At 72.0% G+C, this 19,150-nt stretch carries 13 protein-coding genes; 10 read left to right on the top strand and 3 right to left on the bottom strand.

Features of this window, described 5'->3' with window-relative positions:
- The first annotated feature begins 48 nt into the window (after window positions 1-48).
- The 6 genes from AC4NN1_RS11515 to AC4NN1_RS11490 are packed head-to-tail and all read left to right on the top strand — an operon-like array spanning window position 49 to window position 6,724.
- Entirely contained in the window at window positions 49-1,410 is a 1,362-nt protein-coding gene (locus AC4NN1_RS11515) for a Gfo/Idh/MocA family protein (RefSeq protein WP_491955392.1), read from the top strand.
- Window positions 1,407-2,339 (top strand): NAD-dependent epimerase/dehydratase family protein, encoded by a 933-nt coding sequence (locus tag AC4NN1_RS11510; RefSeq protein WP_491955391.1) that lies wholly within the window; start codon window positions 1,407-1,409, stop codon window positions 2,337-2,339. The genes AC4NN1_RS11515 and AC4NN1_RS11510 overlap by 4 nt, the downstream gene beginning before the upstream one ends.
- On the top strand, window positions 2,336-3,235 hold the full coding sequence (locus AC4NN1_RS11505) for a 5-dehydro-4-deoxyglucarate dehydratase (protein ID WP_491955390.1): 900 nt from the start codon (window positions 2,336-2,338) through the stop codon (window positions 3,233-3,235). Before AC4NN1_RS11510 ends, AC4NN1_RS11505 begins: the two co-directional genes overlap by 4 nt.
- Complete coding sequence (locus AC4NN1_RS11500) at window positions 3,232-4,320, top strand: mandelate racemase/muconate lactonizing enzyme family protein (protein WP_491955389.1); 1,089 nt, start codon at window positions 3,232-3,234, stop codon at window positions 4,318-4,320. Before AC4NN1_RS11505 ends, AC4NN1_RS11500 begins: the two co-directional genes overlap by 4 nt.
- Window positions 4,320-5,768 carry an aldehyde dehydrogenase (NADP(+)) gene (locus AC4NN1_RS11495; RefSeq protein ID WP_491955388.1) on the top strand — a complete coding sequence of 483 codons (1,449 nt, stop codon included), beginning with the start codon at window positions 4,320-4,322 and terminating at the stop codon, window positions 5,766-5,768. Before AC4NN1_RS11500 ends, AC4NN1_RS11495 begins: the two co-directional genes overlap by 1 nt.
- Entirely contained in the window at window positions 5,765-6,724 is a 960-nt protein-coding gene (locus tag AC4NN1_RS11490; protein WP_491955387.1) for a serine hydrolase domain-containing protein, read from the top strand. Before AC4NN1_RS11495 ends, AC4NN1_RS11490 begins: the two co-directional genes overlap by 4 nt.
- Window positions 6,725-6,991: 267 nt before the next feature.
- Here the strand turns inward: AC4NN1_RS11490 and AC4NN1_RS11485 are convergent, their stop codons facing one another.
- Entirely contained in the window at window positions 6,992-9,124 is a 2,133-nt protein-coding gene (locus tag AC4NN1_RS11485) for a beta-galactosidase (RefSeq protein WP_491955386.1), read from the bottom strand.
- A 256-nt stretch (window positions 9,125-9,380) separates the two neighbouring features.
- On the opposite strand from AC4NN1_RS11485, the gene AC4NN1_RS11480 reads away from it, so the two are divergent.
- Window positions 9,381-10,163, top strand: coding sequence for an alpha/beta fold hydrolase (locus AC4NN1_RS11480; RefSeq protein ID WP_491955385.1), 783 nt, complete (start codon window positions 9,381-9,383; stop codon window positions 10,161-10,163).
- A gap of 48 nt (window positions 10,164-10,211) precedes the next feature.
- On the opposite strand, the gene AC4NN1_RS11475 is transcribed toward AC4NN1_RS11480, so the two are convergent.
- Entirely contained in the window at window positions 10,212-11,075 is an 864-nt protein-coding gene (locus tag AC4NN1_RS11475) for a helix-turn-helix domain-containing protein (RefSeq protein WP_491955384.1), read from the bottom strand.
- 93 nt (window positions 11,076-11,168) lie between these two features.
- Here AC4NN1_RS11475 and AC4NN1_RS11470 point away from each other — a divergent pair, with 93 nt between their 5' ends.
- Both AC4NN1_RS11470 and AC4NN1_RS11465 read left to right on the top strand, forming a co-directional pair.
- Window positions 11,169-14,378, top strand: a complete 3,210-nt coding sequence (locus AC4NN1_RS11470; protein WP_491955383.1) for a DUF5107 domain-containing protein — start codon at window positions 11,169-11,171, stop codon at window positions 14,376-14,378.
- Window positions 14,375-15,679, top strand: coding sequence for a cellulase-like family protein (locus AC4NN1_RS11465; RefSeq protein WP_491955382.1), 1,305 nt, complete (start codon window positions 14,375-14,377; stop codon window positions 15,677-15,679). The genes AC4NN1_RS11470 and AC4NN1_RS11465 overlap by 4 nt, the downstream gene beginning before the upstream one ends.
- A gap of 55 nt (window positions 15,680-15,734) precedes the next feature.
- Here the strand turns inward: AC4NN1_RS11465 and AC4NN1_RS11460 are convergent, their stop codons facing one another.
- Complete coding sequence (locus tag AC4NN1_RS11460; RefSeq protein WP_491955381.1) at window positions 15,735-18,029, bottom strand: rhamnogalacturonan lyase; 2,295 nt, start codon at window positions 18,027-18,029, stop codon at window positions 15,735-15,737.
- A gap of 175 nt (window positions 18,030-18,204) precedes the next feature.
- Here AC4NN1_RS11460 and AC4NN1_RS11455 point away from each other — a divergent pair, with 175 nt between their 5' ends.
- Window positions 18,205-19,149 carry a hypothetical protein gene (locus tag AC4NN1_RS11455; RefSeq protein ID WP_491955380.1) on the top strand — a complete coding sequence of 315 codons (945 nt, stop codon included), beginning with the start codon at window positions 18,205-18,207 and terminating at the stop codon, window positions 19,147-19,149.
- The last annotated feature ends 1 nt before the right edge of the window (window position 19,150 follow it).

Genomic DNA, 19,150 nt, shown 5'->3' with positions numbered 1-19,150 from the left:
TCCTGAGCTTGTTTCCCGGCTCGGAGGAGTCCGGCACGAAGGAGAGCCATGACCACCCGGTACGCCCTCGTCGGCGCAGGCCACCGCGCACAGATGTACGTGGACGCCATCGCCGACGACTACCGCGACCGCGCCGACCTCGTCGCGATCTGCGAGCCGAACCCGACCCGCGCACAGTTCTACGTCGACCGCCTCGTCGACCACGGCCTCGCCGCTCCGAGCACCTGGCAGCCCGACCAGCTCGAGGAGATGATCCGCGCCGAGCGCATCGAGCGGGTCATCGTGACCGCGCGGGACGACCTGCACGCCGAGCTGATCGTCCGATCGATGGATGCCGGGGCCGACGTCGTCGTCGAGAAGCCCCTCACCATCGACGCGGCCAGCGCCGCCGCGATCGAGGCGGCCGCCGAGCGCACGGGGCGATCGGTCGTCCTGACCTTCAACTACCGGTACGCGCCGCGCAACACCGCCCTCCGCCAGGTCATCGCCGAGGGCCGGATCGGTCGCGTCACCTCCATCGACTTCGCCTGGATGCTCGACACCCAGCACGGCGCGGACTACTTCCGCCGCTGGCACCGCGAGAAGGAGCACTCCGGCGGCCTCCTCGTCCACAAGTCGAGCCACCACTTCGACCTCGTCAACTGGTGGATCGGGCAGCGTCCCCGCCGCGTCTTCGCCTCGGGCGCCCTCCGCTTCTACGGCGCCGAGAACGCCGCCGCCCGCGGCCTCGGCGACCGCCCCGACCGCGGCACTCACGACGGGGACCGCGACCCGTTCGAGCTCGACCTCCGCGGCGACGAGCGCCTGCGCGCGCTGTATCTCGACGCCGAGCAGCACGACGGCTACGTCCGCGACCGCGACGTGTTCGGTCCCGGCATCACGATCGAGGACAACCTCGCCCTCGTCGTCGACTACTCGGACGGCGCGACCCTGTCGTACTCCCTGAACGCGCATGCCCCCTGGGAGGGCTACCGCGTCGCGATCAACGGCACCGAGGGCCGCGCCGAGCTCGAAGTGGTCGAGCGGGGCGCCGTCCTCGTCGGCGACGGCCTGCACCCGGTGGTCGACCCGAGCGCCGTGCAGGATGCCGCCCACTCGAGCCTCCGCCCCATGGGCGAGCGTCTGCTGGTGCAGCGCCACTGGGAGGAAGCCATCGAGGTTCCGATCGTCTCGGGCGAGTCCGCTCACGGCGGCGGCGACGCGCTCCTGCTGGCCGACGTCTTCGCGGGGCCGGTGAACGACCCTCTGGGCCGCCCGGCCGACTGGACCGACGGCGTCCGATCGATCGCCGTCGGCATCGCCGGCAACCGCTCGCTCGAAACGGGCATGCCCGTGCAGGTCGCCGACCTCGGCGTCGCGATCCTCCGCGATCAGACCGCAGGCGTTCAGACACCCAGGGCCACCCGATGAGTCGCGTCGTCGTCACCGGCGGCTCCGGCAGGCTCGGCCGCAACCTCGTCGCGGGGCTCGCCGAATTCGGTCACGAGGTCGTCTCGCTCGATCGCGCACCGGCCGACGACCTCCGCATCGACGGCGTCGAGCAGATCTCGATCGACCTCCTCGACGCGGCCTCGACCGCCGAAACGCTCGTGCGGGCGAGGGCCGACTCCCTCGTGCACCTCGCCGCAATCGCCGTGCCCTTCAGCGCCCCCGAAGACGTGATCATGAGGACGAACACCGGCCTCGCGGTCTCCGTCCTCGGCGGAGCGGTGGATGCCGGCATCGGACGCATCGTGGCGGCATCCAGCCCCACTGTCCTCGGCTACGGCAATCCGTCGGGCTGGCTGCCCGACTCGCTGCCCCTCGACGAAGAGTCGACGCCGCGGCCGTGGAACGCGTACGCGCTGTCGAAGCTCATGATCGAGCAGACCGTGTCGATGCTGCACCGGCGCACGGGCGACGACGTCCGCTACGCGACGTTCCGCCCCTGCTACGTCATCGCGCCCGAGGAGTGGCTCGGTGCCCCGACCCAGCAGGGTCACACGGTCGCCGAGCGGATCGCCGATCCCGCGCTGTCGGCACCCGCCCTCTTCAACTACGTCGACGCCCGCGACGTCGCGTCGTTCACCGACCTGCTGCTCGGCGCGCTCCCCGACATCCCGAACGCCGAGGTGTTCTTCGTCGGCGCCGACGATGCACTGGCCGACGCCCCGCTCGCCGACCTCCTGCCGCGCTTCGTGCCCGGCACGGACGACCTCGCGAGCGGCCTCACCGGCACCACCCCCGCCTTCTCGAACGCGAAGGCGGCGCGCGTGCTCGGCTGGCACCCGCAGCACTCCTGGCGCACCGAACTCACCGCACCGTCGCCCACCCTCGACCGAAAGGACGTGCCGGTATGAACTTCGACGGCATCCTCTTCTTCCCCGTCACGCCCTTCGACTCAGCCGACCGCGTCGACACCGACCTCCTGACGCAGCACGTCTCGAAAGGTGTGGATGCCGGTGCCGGCGGCGTCTTCCCCGCGTGTGGCACGGGCGAGTTCCACGCCCTGTCCGCCGCCGAATCGGCGCTCGTGGTCCGGACGGCGGTCGACGCGGTCGCCGGTCGCGTCCCCGTCATCGCCGGAGCCGGCGGCCCGCTCGGCCACGCCGTCGAGGTCGCGCGCTCCGCCGCCGATGCCGGCGCCGACGGCCTGCTCGTCCTGCCGCCGTACCTCGTGGGCGCTCCCCAGCGCGGGCTCATCGCCTACGTCGAGGCGATCGCCGCGGCATCCGATCTGCCCGTCATCGTCTACCACCGCGCGTCCGCGGCGTTCACTGCCGAGTCGATCCGCACCCTCGCGGCGAACCCGAAGGTCGTCGGCTTCAAGGACGGTGTCGGCGACATCGGCGCGACCCAGCTGATCGTGCGCGCCGTCGCGGATGCCGGGCGTGAGGACTTCGCGTTCTTCAACGGCCTGCTCACCGCGGAGCTGACGCAGGGCGCGTACCGCGGGATCGGCGTTCCGCTGTACTCGTCGGCGGCCTTCGCAATGATCCCCGAGGTGGCGAACGCGTACTACCGCGCGTACATCGACGGTGACGAGGCGCGTCGCCTGGCGATCCTCGACGGCTTCTACGCTCCGCTCGTCGCACTCCGCGATGAGACCCCGGGCTTCGGCGTCTCGCTCATCAAGGCGGGCCTCCGCCTCGAGGGCCTGCCCGTGGGCTCGGTCCGCGCGCCGCTCGTCGACCCGAGCCCGGCGCAAGAAGCCCGACTGTCCGAGATCCTCGCCGCGGGCCGCGCACTGCTGTGACCACGATCGCCTCGTTCGGCGCCCGGCTGATCCGGGTGCCGCTGACGCGCCCGTGGGCCGCCGACGTCACGTCGGTCGGCGTCATCGCGACCCACGTCGTGCGGTCGGACGGCGCCGAGGGGTGGGGCTTCTCGTGGACTCCGCAGATCGGCTCCGAGGCGGTTCTCGCGCTGCTGCAGCACGACATCCCCGCCTTCGCCGTCGGCCGCTCGGCCGAGCCGGCGGAGGTCTGGCCCGAGCTGTGGCGTCACCTGCACGAGGCAGGTGGCGGCGGCCTCACGACGATCGCGATCGCGGGTCTCGACCTCGCGCTGTGGGATGCCGCGGCCCGCGCCGCCGGCCTCTCGGTGTCGACCTCGATCGGTCGCCGTCGCGAATCGGTGCGCTCCTACGGCAGCGGCATCAACCTGCACTACGAGCTCGACGACCTGCTCGCCCAGGCGCGGCGCTGGGTCGATGCCGGCTTCGACGCCGTGAAGATGAAGGTCGGCAGCCCCGATCTCGCCCGCGACGTCGCGCGCGTCGCGGCGGTGCGTGACGTCATCGGAACGGACCGGCAACTCATGATCGACGCGAACCAGCGGTGGGACCTCGACCGGGCGACGACCGCCGTCGAGGCACTCGCGGCATCCGATATCGCCTGGATCGAAGAGCCGCTGCGCGCCGACGACCTCGCCGGGCACATCGAGCTCGCGAGGCGCCTGCGGGGCGGATCGGGAGTACCGATCGCCCTCGGCGAGAACGTGCACACCCGCTACCGCTTCGACGACTTCGTGCGCTCGGGCGCCGCGCAGGTCGTGCAGCCGAACATCGTCCGCGTCGGCGGGATCACCCCGTTCCTCGAGATCGCCGGCGACGCGCACGCTGCGGGCATAGACCTACACCCCCACCTGTTGCCCGAACTGTCGGGCCAGCTCGCGCTGGTCCTGCCCCAGGAGGTCCTCGTCGAGGACATCGAAGACGCCGCGTTCGGCGCCCTCGGTGCGCTCGAGACCCCCTCCCCCGTCGCCATCGTCGACGGGACCCTGACCGAGGTGCCCCACGAGGGTCTCGGACTGCGCTTCACCCACCCGGAAGGACTGTGATGACCACGTCACCCGAAGAGCTCACCCGCCTCACCGACGCCGCGGCGGCCGCCGCGCCGATCTGGCGCACGTCGTCCGCCGACGATCGCGCCCGCTGGCTGAGCGCCGTCGCCGACGCGCTCGACGCGAACGCCGACGAGCTCGTTGCGATCGCCGACCGCGAGACGCGCCTCGGCGCCGTGCGCCTGCGCGGCGAGGTCGGTCGCACGACCGGTCAGCTGCGTCTGTTCGCCGCGGTCGTCCGCGAGGGTTCTTACCTCGAGCTGACGGTCGACGACGCGGATGCCGCGGCCACCCCGCCCCGCCCGGAGCTGCGTCGCCTGCTGGTCGGCGTCGGCCCGGTCGCCGTGTTCTCGGCATCCAACTTCCCGTTCGCCTTCTCGGTCTGCGGCGGCGACACCGCCTCGGCGTGGGCGGCGGGCAACCCCGTCATCGTGAAGGCGCACTCCGGCCACCCCGAGCTATCGGAGCGCACCGCCGCGATCGCGATCGAGGCGCTTCGCGCCGCGGGCGCGCCCGACGGATCGCTCGCCCTCATCGAGGGCCGCGAGGCCGGGAACGCGCTCGTGCAGCACCCCGTCATCCAGGCGGCCGGGTTCACCGGGTCGCTCTCGGGCGGTCGCGCGCTGTTCGACCTCGCGAACGGGCGGCCCGACCCGATCCCGTTCTACGGCGAGCTCGGCAGCGTGAACCCCGTCGTCGTCACGACCGGCGCGGCCGCCGCGCGCGGTGAGGCGCTCGCGACCGGACTCGTCGGCTCGTTCACCCTCGGCGCCGGCCAGTTCTGCACGAAGCCGGGCGTCGTCTTCATCCCTCGGGATGCCGGCATCGAGCAGCTCGTCGCCGACGCCGTCGCCGGCGCTGCCGGTGGACCGCTGCTGACCGAGCGCATCACGACCGCGTTCCCCGACGGCATCCGCGACCTCGAGGCCGACCCGTCGGTCGAGGTGCTCGCCCAGGGCGCCGAGACGCCCGACGGCGCCCGCCCCGTGGTGTTGACGACGGATGCCGCGGCGGTCGCCGAGCGCCCCGAGACGCTGATCGCCGAGGTGTTCGGACCGGTCACGCTGCTCGTCCGCTACAGCGACCACGCCGAGCTGCTGCGGGCCCTGCGCGCCGTGCCGGGAAGCCTCACCGCCACCCTGCACAGCGAGACGGGCGAGGACGTCGCCGAGGTGCTCGAGCTGCTGCAGCTGCGCGCCGGACGCGTCCTGTTCGCGGGCTGGCCGACCGGCGTCGCCGTGACCTGGTCGCAGCAGCACGGCGGGCCGTGGCCCGCGACAACGTCGCTCCACACCTCCGTCGGCGCGACGGCGATCCGCCGGTTCCTGCGGCCGGTCGCGTTCCAGGATGCGCCCGACGCGCTGCTGCCTGAGGCGCTCCGCGATGCATCGCTCGCTCGGCTGCCGCACCGCCGCAATGGCGTGCTGCAGGTGCCGTCCGCATGAGCGCGGCGTTCGACCTCGTCCGCGGGCACGTCGATGCCGGCCGGCTGCCGTCGGCCGTGCTCGGTGTGGCCACGGCCGAGGGGACGGTTGCGCTCGAGGGCTTCGGGGCCGCGGCATCCGATCGGTACCCGCTCTTCTCGATCACGAAGCCCCTGCTGGGGATCGCCGCGGCGCGGGCGATCGAGCGCGGGCTGCTGACGACCGAGACGCCGCTTCGGGATGCTGTGCCGGAGTTCGGCGCGGGGCGCGACGACGTGGTGCTGCTGCGTCACCTCGCCTCGCACACCGCCGGCATCGCCGAGCCGCCGCTCGACCCCGTGACGCCGCTGCGTGAGGAGCTCGTCACCCGCGGTCGGGACTTCGCCGCGGGCAGCGCCTCGCGCTACTCGTCGCTCGCGTTCGAGGGGATCGCGGCGCTCATCGAGCACGCGACCGGGCACGACTGGGCGGATGCCGTCGCCCAGTGGGCCGGCGAGATCGGCGCCGACGGGCTCAGCCTCGACCACGCCGGCTCGGTCGAGGTGGTCGACGCTGCGGCGTCGGGCGTCGACATGGCCCGGTTCGCCGCGCTGCGGCATCCGGGTGCTGGACTCGTCGGCCGCGCCGAGGACCTGCTGCGGCTGGGCTCGGAGCTGCTGCGGATCGAAGGAGGGGCGACCGGCGGCATCCTGCAGCCGGCGACGCTGGCGATGATGCGGCGACCGCTGACGAACGACATCCCGCGGCTCGAGCCGTACATCGCCGAGCGCGGGCAGGACTGGGGGTTCACGTGGAACCTCCGCTCACGTGCGCCCGGCCTGATCGACCAGGACGTCTACGGCCACGGCGGCTGGGCCGGCACCGAGTTCTGGGTGCACCCCGGCGCGGGGATCGCGTGGGTTCTGCTCACGAACGCCGTCTCACGCCCCGGCGTCGACCTCGATGCGATCGACAACGCGGTGGTGTCCGCGCGCTGAGGGTGTGACTCAGCCCGCGAGAGCGTCCCGTTGTGCCGAGAGCACCCTGACGTGCCCGGCATCCTGCAGCGCTCTCGGCAACAGGCGGCGCTCTCGCGACTGAGTCTCGCGACGCTACCCGCGCGCTCGATACTGGGGCTCCCGCGCGCGATCCTGCACCGGCCCGCGCCGCACACGCGCGAGAGCGCCCCCTCGTGCCCAGAGCGCCCCCTATAGACCGGGCTGCCATGGCGCTTTCGGCACCAGACAGCGCTGTCGAGGAACGCGTCAGATACGCACGCTCGCGCGCGGCTCGAGCTCCGCGCGCGTGATCCCCGCCCCGACGGGCGCCTGGCCGGGGAAGCGCACACGTGCGGACGGCGGCCCGGGCAGGATCTCGATCCGCAGCTCGGTCGCGTCGCCGCGAAGGTCGGCCGGGATGCGCCAGGGGCGACCGGTCCACAGGGCATCCGAGACGAGTCGGTCGTCGGCCCACGCGCGGGCGACATCGCCGATCCACTCCAGGCGCACCGTGCGCTCGTCGGCCGGATCGACCGCGAGCGTCACGATCGCGGCGGCATCCCACTCCGCCGGAATCGACGCGCGACCGCCCCGCTCGGCACCGGACGGGGTCGCCCCGGCGGACCGTTCGAGCGTCACCGCGACCTCCGCGGCATGTCCAGGCTCGACCTCGACTGCCACCCACCCGCCGTCGTCGAGCACCTCGAGACGTGGGGACGCCGCCGCACCGCCCGCGAACGTGACCTCACCGTCGTCGGTCACGACCGCGCCGGGCGCCCAGACGAGCCGCCCGTCGGCGACCGCGATCGCGTCGGCATCCGCCTCATCGAGCACGAGCACCCGCGCGAGAACTCCGCCCTCGCGCGACAGCTCCCACATCCGTCCGCGGTCCGCACCGACCTCCGCCACGTCAGCGTCGGCCGAGAGCTGGGGCGGGATGCCGTTGGTCGCCGCCGCGACCAGCAGCGGCGCTCCCCGCCACAGCACCTCGGTCGCCGGTTGCGCAGTGAGCCAGTGCACGGTGGCGTCGCCGAGCGGCATCCCGAACGGCCAGGCGAACACGGCGCCCGAGGGGATGTCGACCTCGGGGAACGCGGCGTCGCCGACCTCGAACCGCACGCCTTCATGTCGAGGGAGGCCGATTCCAGGATGCCGGTTCACGACGAACACGAATCCGCGTCGCCCGTCCGAGCGGACCGACCAGCGCAGCCCGGTGAGGTCGGGCGAGTCGACGGCGTCCTCGGCGAAGAAGGCGGGCATGGCGGCGAGCGCCGCACCCCACCGCGCGAGCATGAGGTGCTGCCGGCGGAGCGCCGCCCAGCTCGGCCGCGTCGCGCCGTCGACCTGGACCGGCGCACCGAAGTCGTAGGCGATCTCGGGAAAGTCGTTCGGTCCGGCCGCGGCGTGCGACTCCTGCAGCCCGCGGCGCGGATTCCGGCCGTCGGCGTACATGTAGTACCCCTGCCAGACGCTGCCCGAGGCGAGCTTGGCCATCGCGAGGGCCGCGACATCAGCGGCCGGCACGTCGAGACGGCGGTGGTACGCCGAGGTCATACCCGACCCGAGCTCGCAGGTCGTGAACGGATGCGGCGACCGCACCGCTTCGGCGACGGGCTCGCCGGCGCGGTGGTCGGCGCCGATCGAGTCGTCGTCGCGCCGCGGCGACGGGTAGAAGTTCGCGTGGCTGCGCAGGTCGGGCTCGACGTCGGCGTCGACCCAGAACGACTCGGGGTATCCGCCGTAGACCGGCAGGAATCCGTCCGGCAGCTGGGCTCCGCCCCATCCGGTCGCCGTCCAGATCGGCGCGCGCAGCCCGAGCCCCTCCGCCATCTCGCGCAGCCGGGTGAGGTGATCGGCGCCGTCGTAGAGCTCGTTGTCTACCTGGATCGAGAACAGGGGGATGCCGCCGACCTGCCGCGCGAGCTCGGCGTACCACCGCTCGACCTCGGCCAGGTAGGCCGGGTCGTTGGTGCGCAGCGGCAGCCCCGAGTCGGCGAGCCAGTCCGGCAGACCGCCGTGCCGCGCCTCGGCGTGGGCGTACGGGCCGATCCGCAGGATGAGCCCGAGACCGGCGTCGCGCGCTGTCTCAAGGAAGGCGCGCACGTCGAGTCCGCCGGTGAAGTCCGGCCGTCCGCGCTCCGGCTCGTGGTGGTTCCAGAGGACGTAGGTCGACACGTGGGTGAGGCCGCCGGCGCGGGCGGCGGTGAGCACCGGCATCCACTCCCCGCAAGGGATTCGGGAGTAGTGGATCTCGCCGGTGATCGGGAAGATCGGGATGCCGCCCTGCCGGACGGACTGGACCGTCACCTCGACGCCGGAGTCATCACCCGCCGATGGGCGGATGCCCGCGAGCTCGGTCGTGGCGGGCGGGTGGACGGTGAGGGCGTGGACGCGCGTCATCGAGACTCCAACGGGGGCGGGGACGGGTCCGAGCCTAGGAGCGCGAGCCGACGTGGCGCGGCGAGGCCGTCGGATCGTCCAGGCATGTCGTCGGCAACGGTCGCCCTCGCTGCCACCGTGGACAGGACTCTCCGAAGCGGGCCGAACTCGCGACCATGGAAACGCGGATGCGGATCGAACGCACGCCCACGCAGGGGCGATGGCTGCTTCTGGCGATCCGGCCCTCCCTAGACCCGCGCGGGATAGCGTTGCGTGGGTGACGCTGAACCATATCCGACGCGGGAACGGCAGCCCCCTGCTGCTCGTACACGGCCTGGGCGCAGGGTGGCGGTCTTGGACCCCGATCCTCGACCGCCTGGCGGAACACCGTGAGGTCATCGCTGTCGACCTACCCGGGTTCGGTGAGACTCCGCCCTTGGCCGCTGAGGTCTCGATCGCCACGTTGGCCGACTCTGTCGCGGACTTCATCCGCGAGCAGGGGCTGGGCGGGGTCTCGACCGCAGGTCAGTCAATGGGCGGCCGAATCGTGCTCGAGCTCGCGCGGCGGGGGGTCGGCGGCGACACTGTGGCGTTGGACCCGGGCGGCTTCTGGAGTCACCGCGAGCTCGTCGTCTTCGGCGCCACGTTGCGGCCCTCGATCACTCTGGTCAGAGCGCTGCGAGGCGCGTTGCCGGCCCTGCTGGGCAACCCCGTCGGACGGACTCTGCTGCTGGCGCAGTTGTCGGCGCGGCCGTGGGCCCTCTCGCCCGAGACCGTACTGCCGGACGTGCGCGGACTGGCCGATTCGCCGTCGACCGGGGCCGCCATGAACGCCCTCACAAAAGGACCCAAGCAACAGGGCGCCCCGGCCGGTTCGGTACCTGGCCGGGTCACGATCGGGTGGGGGCGGCGTGATCTGGTGACGGTACCCCGTCAGGCCTCTCGAGCCACAGAACTGTTCCCCGACGCCGTACTGCACTGGTTCGACCGCTGCGGCCACTTCCCTCAATGGGACGCAGCGGATGAAGCAACCCGACTCATTCTCGACGGCACCCACTAGCATCGGCGGCCTGCTCAGACGACGACTGCGCTCGCGAAATTGGACCGATCACCCCTTCCCCTGCCCGCGGTACGCCGTCGGGGACACTCCGTGGGCGACGCGGAACCTGCGCGAGAAGTAGAACGCATCGTCCATGCCGACGCGGCGCGCGACCTCCGCGACTGGCAGGTCGGTCGTATCGAGCAGGTGCCGGGCATGCGCCATCTTCAGTGCGAGGTGGTGCGCGATGACCCCGCCGCCGGTCGCATCGCGGAACAGGGCGGCGAGGTGCGAGGGCGACACCCCGACCATCGCCGCGAGCTCTCCCACGTGCACCGTGCCGTCGATGCGCTCCTCAAGGTAGCGCAGCGCCCGCTCGACGGGCGTCCCGTGCTCCGGTAGTAGCCGATCGACGGCGAGCTGTGTGAACAACCGCCACGCCATCCCGGATGCCGCGACCATCCTCGCGGGCGTCGTGTCTCGCGCCAGCGAGGTCGAGATTTCGTCGAGCAGGGCGGTCGCCCGGTCGACAGCGCGCAGCGGTAGCACCACCCGGTCGATCGATACCCCAACCACCTCGACCAGCTCCGGCACGTCCGAGCCGCGCACGTGACACCACCAGATCGTCCAGGGATCCGCGGCATCCGCTCCGTAGGAATGGGGCACATCGCCAGGGATGACGATCGCCGTCGCCGACCCGACGCGCGTTCGCTGACCACCCGCTTCGACCCACCCGGCCCCCGACACGCACACGATCACGATGGTCTCGGGCGTCCCGGTCGGCCGGAACCTGCCGTGGCCCGCCGCGCGTGGGAAGTACCCGGCATCCGTCACCACCATCCGCCGGGTCACCGGCTTGGCGAGGGCTGCCTCGACGACGGGACGCGGCACGACGCTCAGCCGCTGCCGCTCGAACCCGTCCGCGCGCTGCATCCCTTCATCCTGCCGCACCGCATCGTCGAATCGTCCATGCCGACCGCACGCGAACCCATGGCCCGAGCTCGCCACCGCGCTTAGATTCGCCCCATGCCCAGCCGCATCCTGCTCCCCGACGCCCCCGCCGACCAGCAGGCGCTGCTCGACGTCGGTGGGGTCGCATGCTGGAGCGAGGACGTCACGATCGACACCTACGAGCCCGGCGACCCCGACCCGTACCCGGCGTTCCTCGACCGGCGCGTCTACCAGGGCTCGAGCGGGCGGGTCTATCCGCTGCCGATGATCGAGTCGATCTCGCACCAGAAGCGGCCCCGCACGTGGCGGGCGATCCACCTCGAGAACGCCTACGTCCGGCTGATGCTGCTGCCCGAGCTCGGCGGACGCATCCACATCGGCTACGACAAGGTCGCCGGCTACGACTTCTTCTACCGGAACAACGTCATCAAACCGGCGCTCGTCGGCCTCGCCGGCCCGTGGATCTCGGGCGGCGTCGAGTTCAACTGGCCGCAGCATCACCGGCCGGCGACGTTCCTGCCCGTCGACAGCCGCATCGAACGCGAGGACGACGGTGCGGCCATCGTCTGGCACAGCGACCTCGACCCGCTCCAGCGGATGCGGGGCCTCCACGGCGTACGGCTGCGCCCGGGATCGTCGCTCATCGAGCTCGACGTGCGTCTGCACAACCGCACCGACGTGCCGCAGACCTTCCTGTGGTGGGCGAACGTCGCCGCCCGATCGCACGAGCGGTACCAGTCGTTCTTCCCCGACGACGTGAGCTACGTCGCCGACCACGCCCGCCGCGCGATCACCGCGTTCCCCCGAGCGGACCGGCCGTACTACGGCGTCGACTACCCCGCGCTCGCCACCGAGCACACCGACGCCGACCGCATCGACGTCTACAGCAACATCCCGGTTCCGACGTCGTACATGATCACCGACACCAACGACGGGTTCTTCGGCGGCTACGACCACGCCGCCGATGCGGGCTTCGTGCACTGGGCCGACCCCGCGATCTCACCGGGCAAGAAGCAGTGGACATGGGGCGACGGGCCGATCGGACGCGCGTGGGACGACCAGCTGACCGACACCGACGGCCCCTACGTCGAACTCATGGCCGGCGTCTACACCGACAACCAGCCCGACTTCGCCTGGCTCGTCCCCGGCGAGACGAAGACGTTCTCGCAGCACTGGTTCCCGATCCACGCGATCGGACCGGTCCGGCAGGCGACGACGGATGCCGCGGTCTCGGTCACCAGCGAGGGCGGCCGATCGCGCATCGGTGTGATCACGACGCGCGCGCACGAAGCGGCACACCTCGAGGTCGAGGTCGACGACAGAAGGGAGATGTTCCAGGTCGCCGTCGGACCCGACTCCCCCGCCGTTGTCGAGGTCGACGGGACGGCAGTCGCGGTGGCGCTGGTCGCGGGCGACGCCACCCTCGTCCGATGGGTCCGGCGCGACACGGAGCCGATCGAGCCCTGGGTCGCCACCGCACCCGAGCCGGCCGAGCGCATCGCGGGCACCGACGAGCTGCTGCTCACCGCGACGCATCTCGTGCAGTACCGGCATCCCTCCCGGTCGCCCCTCCCCTACCTTCACGAAGCACTCCGGCGTGATCCGGACGACGCCCGCGCGCGCACGATGCTCGGTTCGTGGCACCTCGCACGGGGCGAGTACGCCGCGGCGCGCGATCACCTCGAGGCGGCGGTCGCCCGCGAGACCCGACGCAACCTCAACCCCCGTGACGGCGAGGCGCACTACCTGCTCGGGCTCGCGCTCGAGCGTCTCGGCGAGCGCGCCGACGCCGACCGGCGGTTCGCGCGCGCGGCGTGGAACGCGGTGTGGGCGGCACCGGCGTCCCTCGCTCGCGCCCGTCTCGCCCTGGCGGACGGTCGACCGGCCGACGCCCTTCGACGGGCAGACGCCGCCGGGTCGATCGCCGAGGCCCGGCGCCTCCGCGTACTCGCGCTGCGCCGGCTCGGGCGCGACGACGACGCTGCACTCGATGCCCTGATCGCGGCAGACCCCCTCGACCCGATCACCGCCTGCCTCACGGGCTCCGCACCGTCGGACCCGCGCGCCGCGCTCGACGCCGGCGCCGAGTTCGCCCGCGCCGGCGCGCTCGACGAAGCCCTCGCCGCGACCGAGCGCGAGGCGACCGGCGACGCCGGGTTCGGCAACCTCGAGCCGGTCCGCCTGATCCTCCGCGCCGCCTGGGCGGATGCCGCCGGGCGCCCCGATCTGGCCGCGACCGAGCGCGCCGCCGCCGACCTCCTCGACCTCGGCGGCGCCTTCCCCGCAGGGCTCGACCAGCTCGATGCCCTCGTCGCCGGCACCGCGGCCGGGTCCTCCGCCGCCGCGGCGATGCTCGGCGCCTGGCTGCTCGACGCCGGGCGCGACGACGACGCCCACGCGGCTTTCCAGCGCGCGCGGGACCTGGGCTGCGACGACCCGGTCCTGCTGCGCAACCTCGCCCTCGCGACGGTCCGCACCGGCGGCGACCCCGCCCGGGCAGCCGACCTCTACGAGACCGCGCTCGCCCACCGCCCCGACCCGCGTCTCGTCCTCGAACGCGACCTGCTCGCGCAGTTGACGGAAACGGATGCCTCCGCCCGCCTCGCGCTCATGGAACGCCACCCCGCCGCACTCGACGCCCGCGACGACCTCGCGGTCACCCATGTCGGACTTCTGCTCGACGCCGACCGCGTCGACGACGCGTGGCGGATCCTGACGACGCGCGTGTTCCGTCCGTTCGAAGGCGGCGAGGGAATCGTGTTGGCCGCCTACGACCGCGCGGCCTGCCTCATGGCGCGACGCTTCTGCGCCGCGGGCCGTGGGGATGCCGCCGTCGTCCTGCTCGAGGCGGGGATCGACGCTCCCGCGAATCTCGGCGAGGGGCGGCATCCCGCGGTCCCTCAGGCCGAACGACTCGTGGCCCTCGGCGACGCGCACCGCCTCGCGGGCGACGACGCGGCTGCCCGCGCCGCCTGGGAGCGGGCATGTGCGGCGACGCCGCTCGCGGTCGCTCCGCGTCCCGCCGACGAAGCGACGTTCTGGATCGGCGTCGCCCTCGCACGTCTGGGCGAGACCGCCGCCGCCGAGGCGATCTGGGATGCGCTCGATGCGCGTGCCGCACAGATCGAGGCCGCACCCGACGAGGTCGACTACTTCGCGACCTCGCTGCCGGAGCTCCTGGTGTTCGATCTCGACACCGCCGACCGTCGCCGGACGCAGGCCGCCGCGCTGCGCGACCTGGCCGCGACCGGTCGCACCATCGCGAACGAGAGGATGAACGCATGACCGATCGCTACCTGGGGTCGGGCAACCTCCCCGAGACCCCGTACGGGCCGACAGGACCCGTGCCCGCACACCTCCCCGACCGTCTCACGATCACGCTGTGGGACTTCTCCTGGTACACCCGCGCGGGCGAGGGAGATGTGTACGCCGACCTTGATGCCGCGTGCGCCGACGCCGCGTCGCTCGGCTACAACGCGATCCGCATCTGCGCCGCTCCCTTGCTGCTGTTCGGCGACCTGGGCCTCGACGACCTCTCCCGGGACCTCACGATCGAGGGGCTCGGAGCCGCGGCATCCGGCGGGTACTACGGGCAGCGCACGCGCTGGTACGACACCCCGGGCGGCTACGCGATCGACGTGCGCGCACACCTCGCCGCACTGTTCGCCGCCGCGCGGCGGCACGGCCTCGTGCTGATCCTCTCGAGCTGGGAGTACCAGCAGTCCTGCGCGTTCGCCGCGTCACCCCGGTGGTTCGAGGCCGTCGAGGCCGTGCCGTTGGAGGACCGCTACCGGGTGCTCGCGGAGGCGTGGGACGGGATGCTCGCGTGGGTCGACGAACAGGGCGCCCGCGACCTCATCGCCCTCGTCGAGATCCACAACGAGGTCGACTTCTCGATCCTGCCGGCGGTGACCGACGGCGGGGCGACCGCGCTGGAAGGGCTGCAGCAGCGGCATCCCGACCTGATCGTGACGGCGAGCATCGGCAAGCCGCCGCACCTGGCGATGCACCAGCTGCCCGCCACCCTCTCGGCCGCGCAGTGCCACGTCTACAGCTACGGGGTGCTCGACGCCCTCCAGAAGCGCATCGACATCCGTTCCGAGGGGAGCGGGGACTTCCCGAACGCCGACCTGGGCGCCCTGCTGCGCGCCGATGCGCCCACGCCCGCCGAGTACGGTCGGCCCGCCGAGTGGAAGCTGCGCGCCACGGTCGTCACCGACCAGATGATCTACGGCTACGACTGGGTGGATGCCGCGGCCTGGGACGCCTGGCTCGACGACGAATACCCGCGCTACGCCGAGGTGATGCACCGCGAGATCGAGTCCCGCGTCATCGCGATCGCCGAGTGGGCGCGCTGGCACGGTGTGCCCGCGGTGATCGGCGAGGGCTGGGTCGGCTACACGCCGCTGCAGGGCGGGTTCGAGGAGTCCGAGACCGGGCGCGAGCTGGCGGAACACGGCATCCGCACCGCTCTCGACCGCGGTGTGTGGGGCGTCGTCCTCTGCTCGAACGCCGCCCCGCACCACCCGATGTGGCAACTGCGCGACTGGCAGCAGCGTGTGAACGCGCTCGTCCGCTCGCACTGACGCACACGAAGAGGGGGCGGATGCCACCGGCATCCGCCCCCTCTCACGTCACCACTCAGCGCAGCGGCACCTTCGCGAACGACATGTCGGACGCGAGGTAGAAGTCCGTGTACGCGGGCTGGTTGTACGTCGTCTGCTGACGCGCGATCTCGGCCCGGTACTGCGGGTCGTGCATGAGCGTGTAGAGCTTGTGCTCGGTCGGCTCGGTCGAGATGTACATGCGCAGCGCCGACGAGTCGGCCGTCCGCACGAGCAGTTCCTCACGCCAGTCGCCGAGGACGTCCGCCACCAGCGACGGGTTGCCCTTCGTGCCGTTGTTGGTGAGGGTGCCGGATGCCGTGAGCATCGTCCCGCGCGTCCAGTCGTCGATCGTCGGGGTCACGGTCTGCGCGCCGTTCACGATCTGCGTCGTCAGGTCGCCGGCCCAGCGGATCGACATGTTCGTGCCGGGGTTGGTGGACTGCAGGACGTCGCCGTCCGCGGAGAGGAGGCCGGAGGCATCCGTTCCCGCCGGCATGCTCGACCACGCCTCGATGCCCGGGACGTCCGGGCGGACGTCACCGACCATCCCGCGGCCGGTGTCCTTGCCCGAATAGGCGCCGAAGAGCACCTCGCCCGTTGCGGCATCCCGCATCGCCGTCCCGTACGGGGCGTACGCGCCGCCCTCGTGGACGGTGAAGATCTCCTTGCCGGGGCGGCCCGGGTCGAAGTCGCCGACGTGCATCGCGTCACCGTGACCGAGGCGCACGTTCTCGCCGGGCGTCGCGCTGCCGGGGGGCATCGTGTCGAACGAGGAGTAGAGCAGGCTGCCGTCGTCGTCGAGGGTCGCGGAGCCGTAGACGATCTCCTGCTTGCCGTCACCGTCGACGTCGGCGGCGCTCAAGCTGTGGAAGCCCTGCGTCGTGAGCGTGCCGTACTCGGGATCGGTCCCGTCGCGGCCGTGCGGGCCGTCGTTGAACGGGTTCGTCATCGGCACGTGGCCACTGTCGACGAACCAGCGCTTCGTCAGGTGCTTGCCGTTCCAGTCGTACGTCGCGACGGTCGAGCGCGTGTAGTAGCCGCGGGCGAACACCGCCGACGGACGCTTTCCGTCGAGGTAGGCGACGCCCGACAGGAAGCGGTCGACGCGGTTGCCCGGCTCGATGCGCGACATCGCGTAGTCGCCCCAGAGCAGGCCGTCGTCACCGCGGCCCGGCTCGTAGCGGACCGTCTCGAGTTCCTTGCCGGTCTTGCCCTCGAACACCGTCAGGTACTCGGGGCCGTCGACGATGAAGCCCTCGAAGTTCCGCAGCACGTTGCGGGCGGAACGCGAGGGGGCGTAGACGTCGATGAAGTAGTCGACGAGCTCCTCGGCGTCAGCACGGGACAGCGGGTAGTCGTGCGTCGGTTCGGTGCCGAGCGCCTCTTCGATCGTGGCGGGCCACTGACCCGAGACGACCTCGGGGCGATCCGACCAGCCCTGGAACACGCCAGCGAGGTGCGCGGCGTAGTCGTCGGCGCTCAACCGGTAGTCGTCGGAGTGCGAGTAGCCGGCCTTGCGGTCGGCCTTCGGCATCGTGACGTACTCGGCCTTCTTCGCCTTGCCCTTCTTGAACTCCGTGCTCTTCGTGCCCGGCGCCGTCTTCATCATGATCTCGGCCTTGCCGTTGCCGTCGAAGTCGTAGACGAGGAACTGCGTGTAGTGCGCGCCGGCGCGGATGTTCACACCGAGGTCGATGCGGTTCAGCAGCGTGCCGTCGAGCTCGTACGTGTCAATGTAGACCGGGCCCGTGTAGCCGACCTGCGAGACGTCTTTCGAGTTCGACGGGTCCCACTTCACGACGTACTCGTACGCGCCGTCGCCGTCCACGTCGCCCACCGAGACGTCGTTCGCCGAATACGTGTACGCCTCACCCGCGGGGGTCACGCCGTCAGCCGGCTTCGTGAGCGGGATGTCGAGGAACGGCGACCCCTGCACGGTCGCCCTCTCGGACGGCTTGCCCTCGCGCTTGCCCTGCAGCGGCGAGACCGTGTAGGTCGAACGGTCGGTGCCGTCCGGGTCGACGTAGGTCGTCGAGTCCGTCACGGTCGCGACGCGCTTGCCGTCGCGCTTCACGACGAAGTCGGTGCCGGTGAGGCCCGTCGCCGACGCGCCGGTCGCCTCGCTCTTGAACAGGCGCCACGTGAGGTGGACACCGTCCTCGCCCGGAAGAGCGACGAGGCCGCGGTCGAGCTTCTCGAGCTGTGGCGACGTGCCGGGCTTCGGCTTTCCCGGCCCATGGCCGGGGTGCGCCATCGCGGCCTGAGCCGGGATGAGGAGGGCCGCTGCGGCGAGCGCGGCGACGACGGATGTGCGGACGGGTCTTCTCATGCTGTTCACCCTTGAACTCGTGATGGAATGCGTTTTCCCCAGTCGTCCGCCGAGCCTAGGCGCGGCGTTGAATCGTGTCAATGGGGGCACGGGAGCGCTCGCGCCTCCCCTTCCCGCGAAACCCCGGGACCGGCCACAATGGCCACGACATCCGGAACCGACGACGGGACGAGCCATGCCTGGGCCGAGCAACCTCACCGAGTACCTCCAGACCCTCAGCCCCGGCAGGCGGGAGCTGTTCGACCGCCTGATCGCCGAGGTGTCGGCGGTCGAGACGCCCGAGGCGATCAGCCGGCTGGTGTTCCGCGCCGGCCAGACCGACCACCCCGACTACGCCGACGCCGAAGCCGTGTTCTGGAAGGCGGTCGAGCAGATGTACCTGCGCGGAGCCGTCTCGGACGGAGATCTACCGGTCCTGTTCTGGGGCTTCCACACCCTCGATCTGCTCGGCCGGCGCCACTCCCGCGGTGTGCTCGTGACCGATCGCTCCCTCTACGTCGAGGGCGTCGACGACCTCGACGCGATCCCCCTCAGCCTCGCCTCACTGGGGACGTCCGAGATCCGGATCGAGGGGACCGCCCTGCGCGTGCGCGACGCCCCGGTCGATCTCGCCCCGACCGAGCGGGTGCTGGCACCCGACGACCGTCCTGCGGTCGCGCGCTATCTGGCCGCCGTAGTCGACACGGTGCGCGGGACGGTCGCCGTGACCGACCCGCCGGCCGAGGCGCCCGCCACCGTCGAAGAGCTGGTGCTCGCCAGCAGGCTGTCCACCGACTTCTCGCTTCCCTCGCGACCCAAGGACGCGAAGCACCTCGCCAAGCTCTCCGCGAAGTGGAAACTCCCGGCATCCGACCGCCCCCTCGCTTCGCTGTCGAGCGCCACACTCGCCGGCGTCTACGGCATCGCGATCACCGACGCCGCGCTCTACTCGCGCGACCTGATGGAGGACGTGCACCGGACGCCGCTCGCCGACATCACGGAGATCACGTGGGATGCCGAGGCCAACGGCTTCCGCATCGCGTCGGACCATCGCGCCCCGGCGGTGCCCGCCATCACCGCCGACAACCGCGAGTACGCGGCAGCGCTCCTGACCTCGCTGGTGCGCTCAGCCGCGCGCTGAC

Source organism: Microbacterium sp. MDV22-iso44 (genome assembly GCF_058629135.1).
Note: the sequence above shows the minus strand (reverse complement) of the source record. Positions and strands in the feature narration are given on the sequence as shown.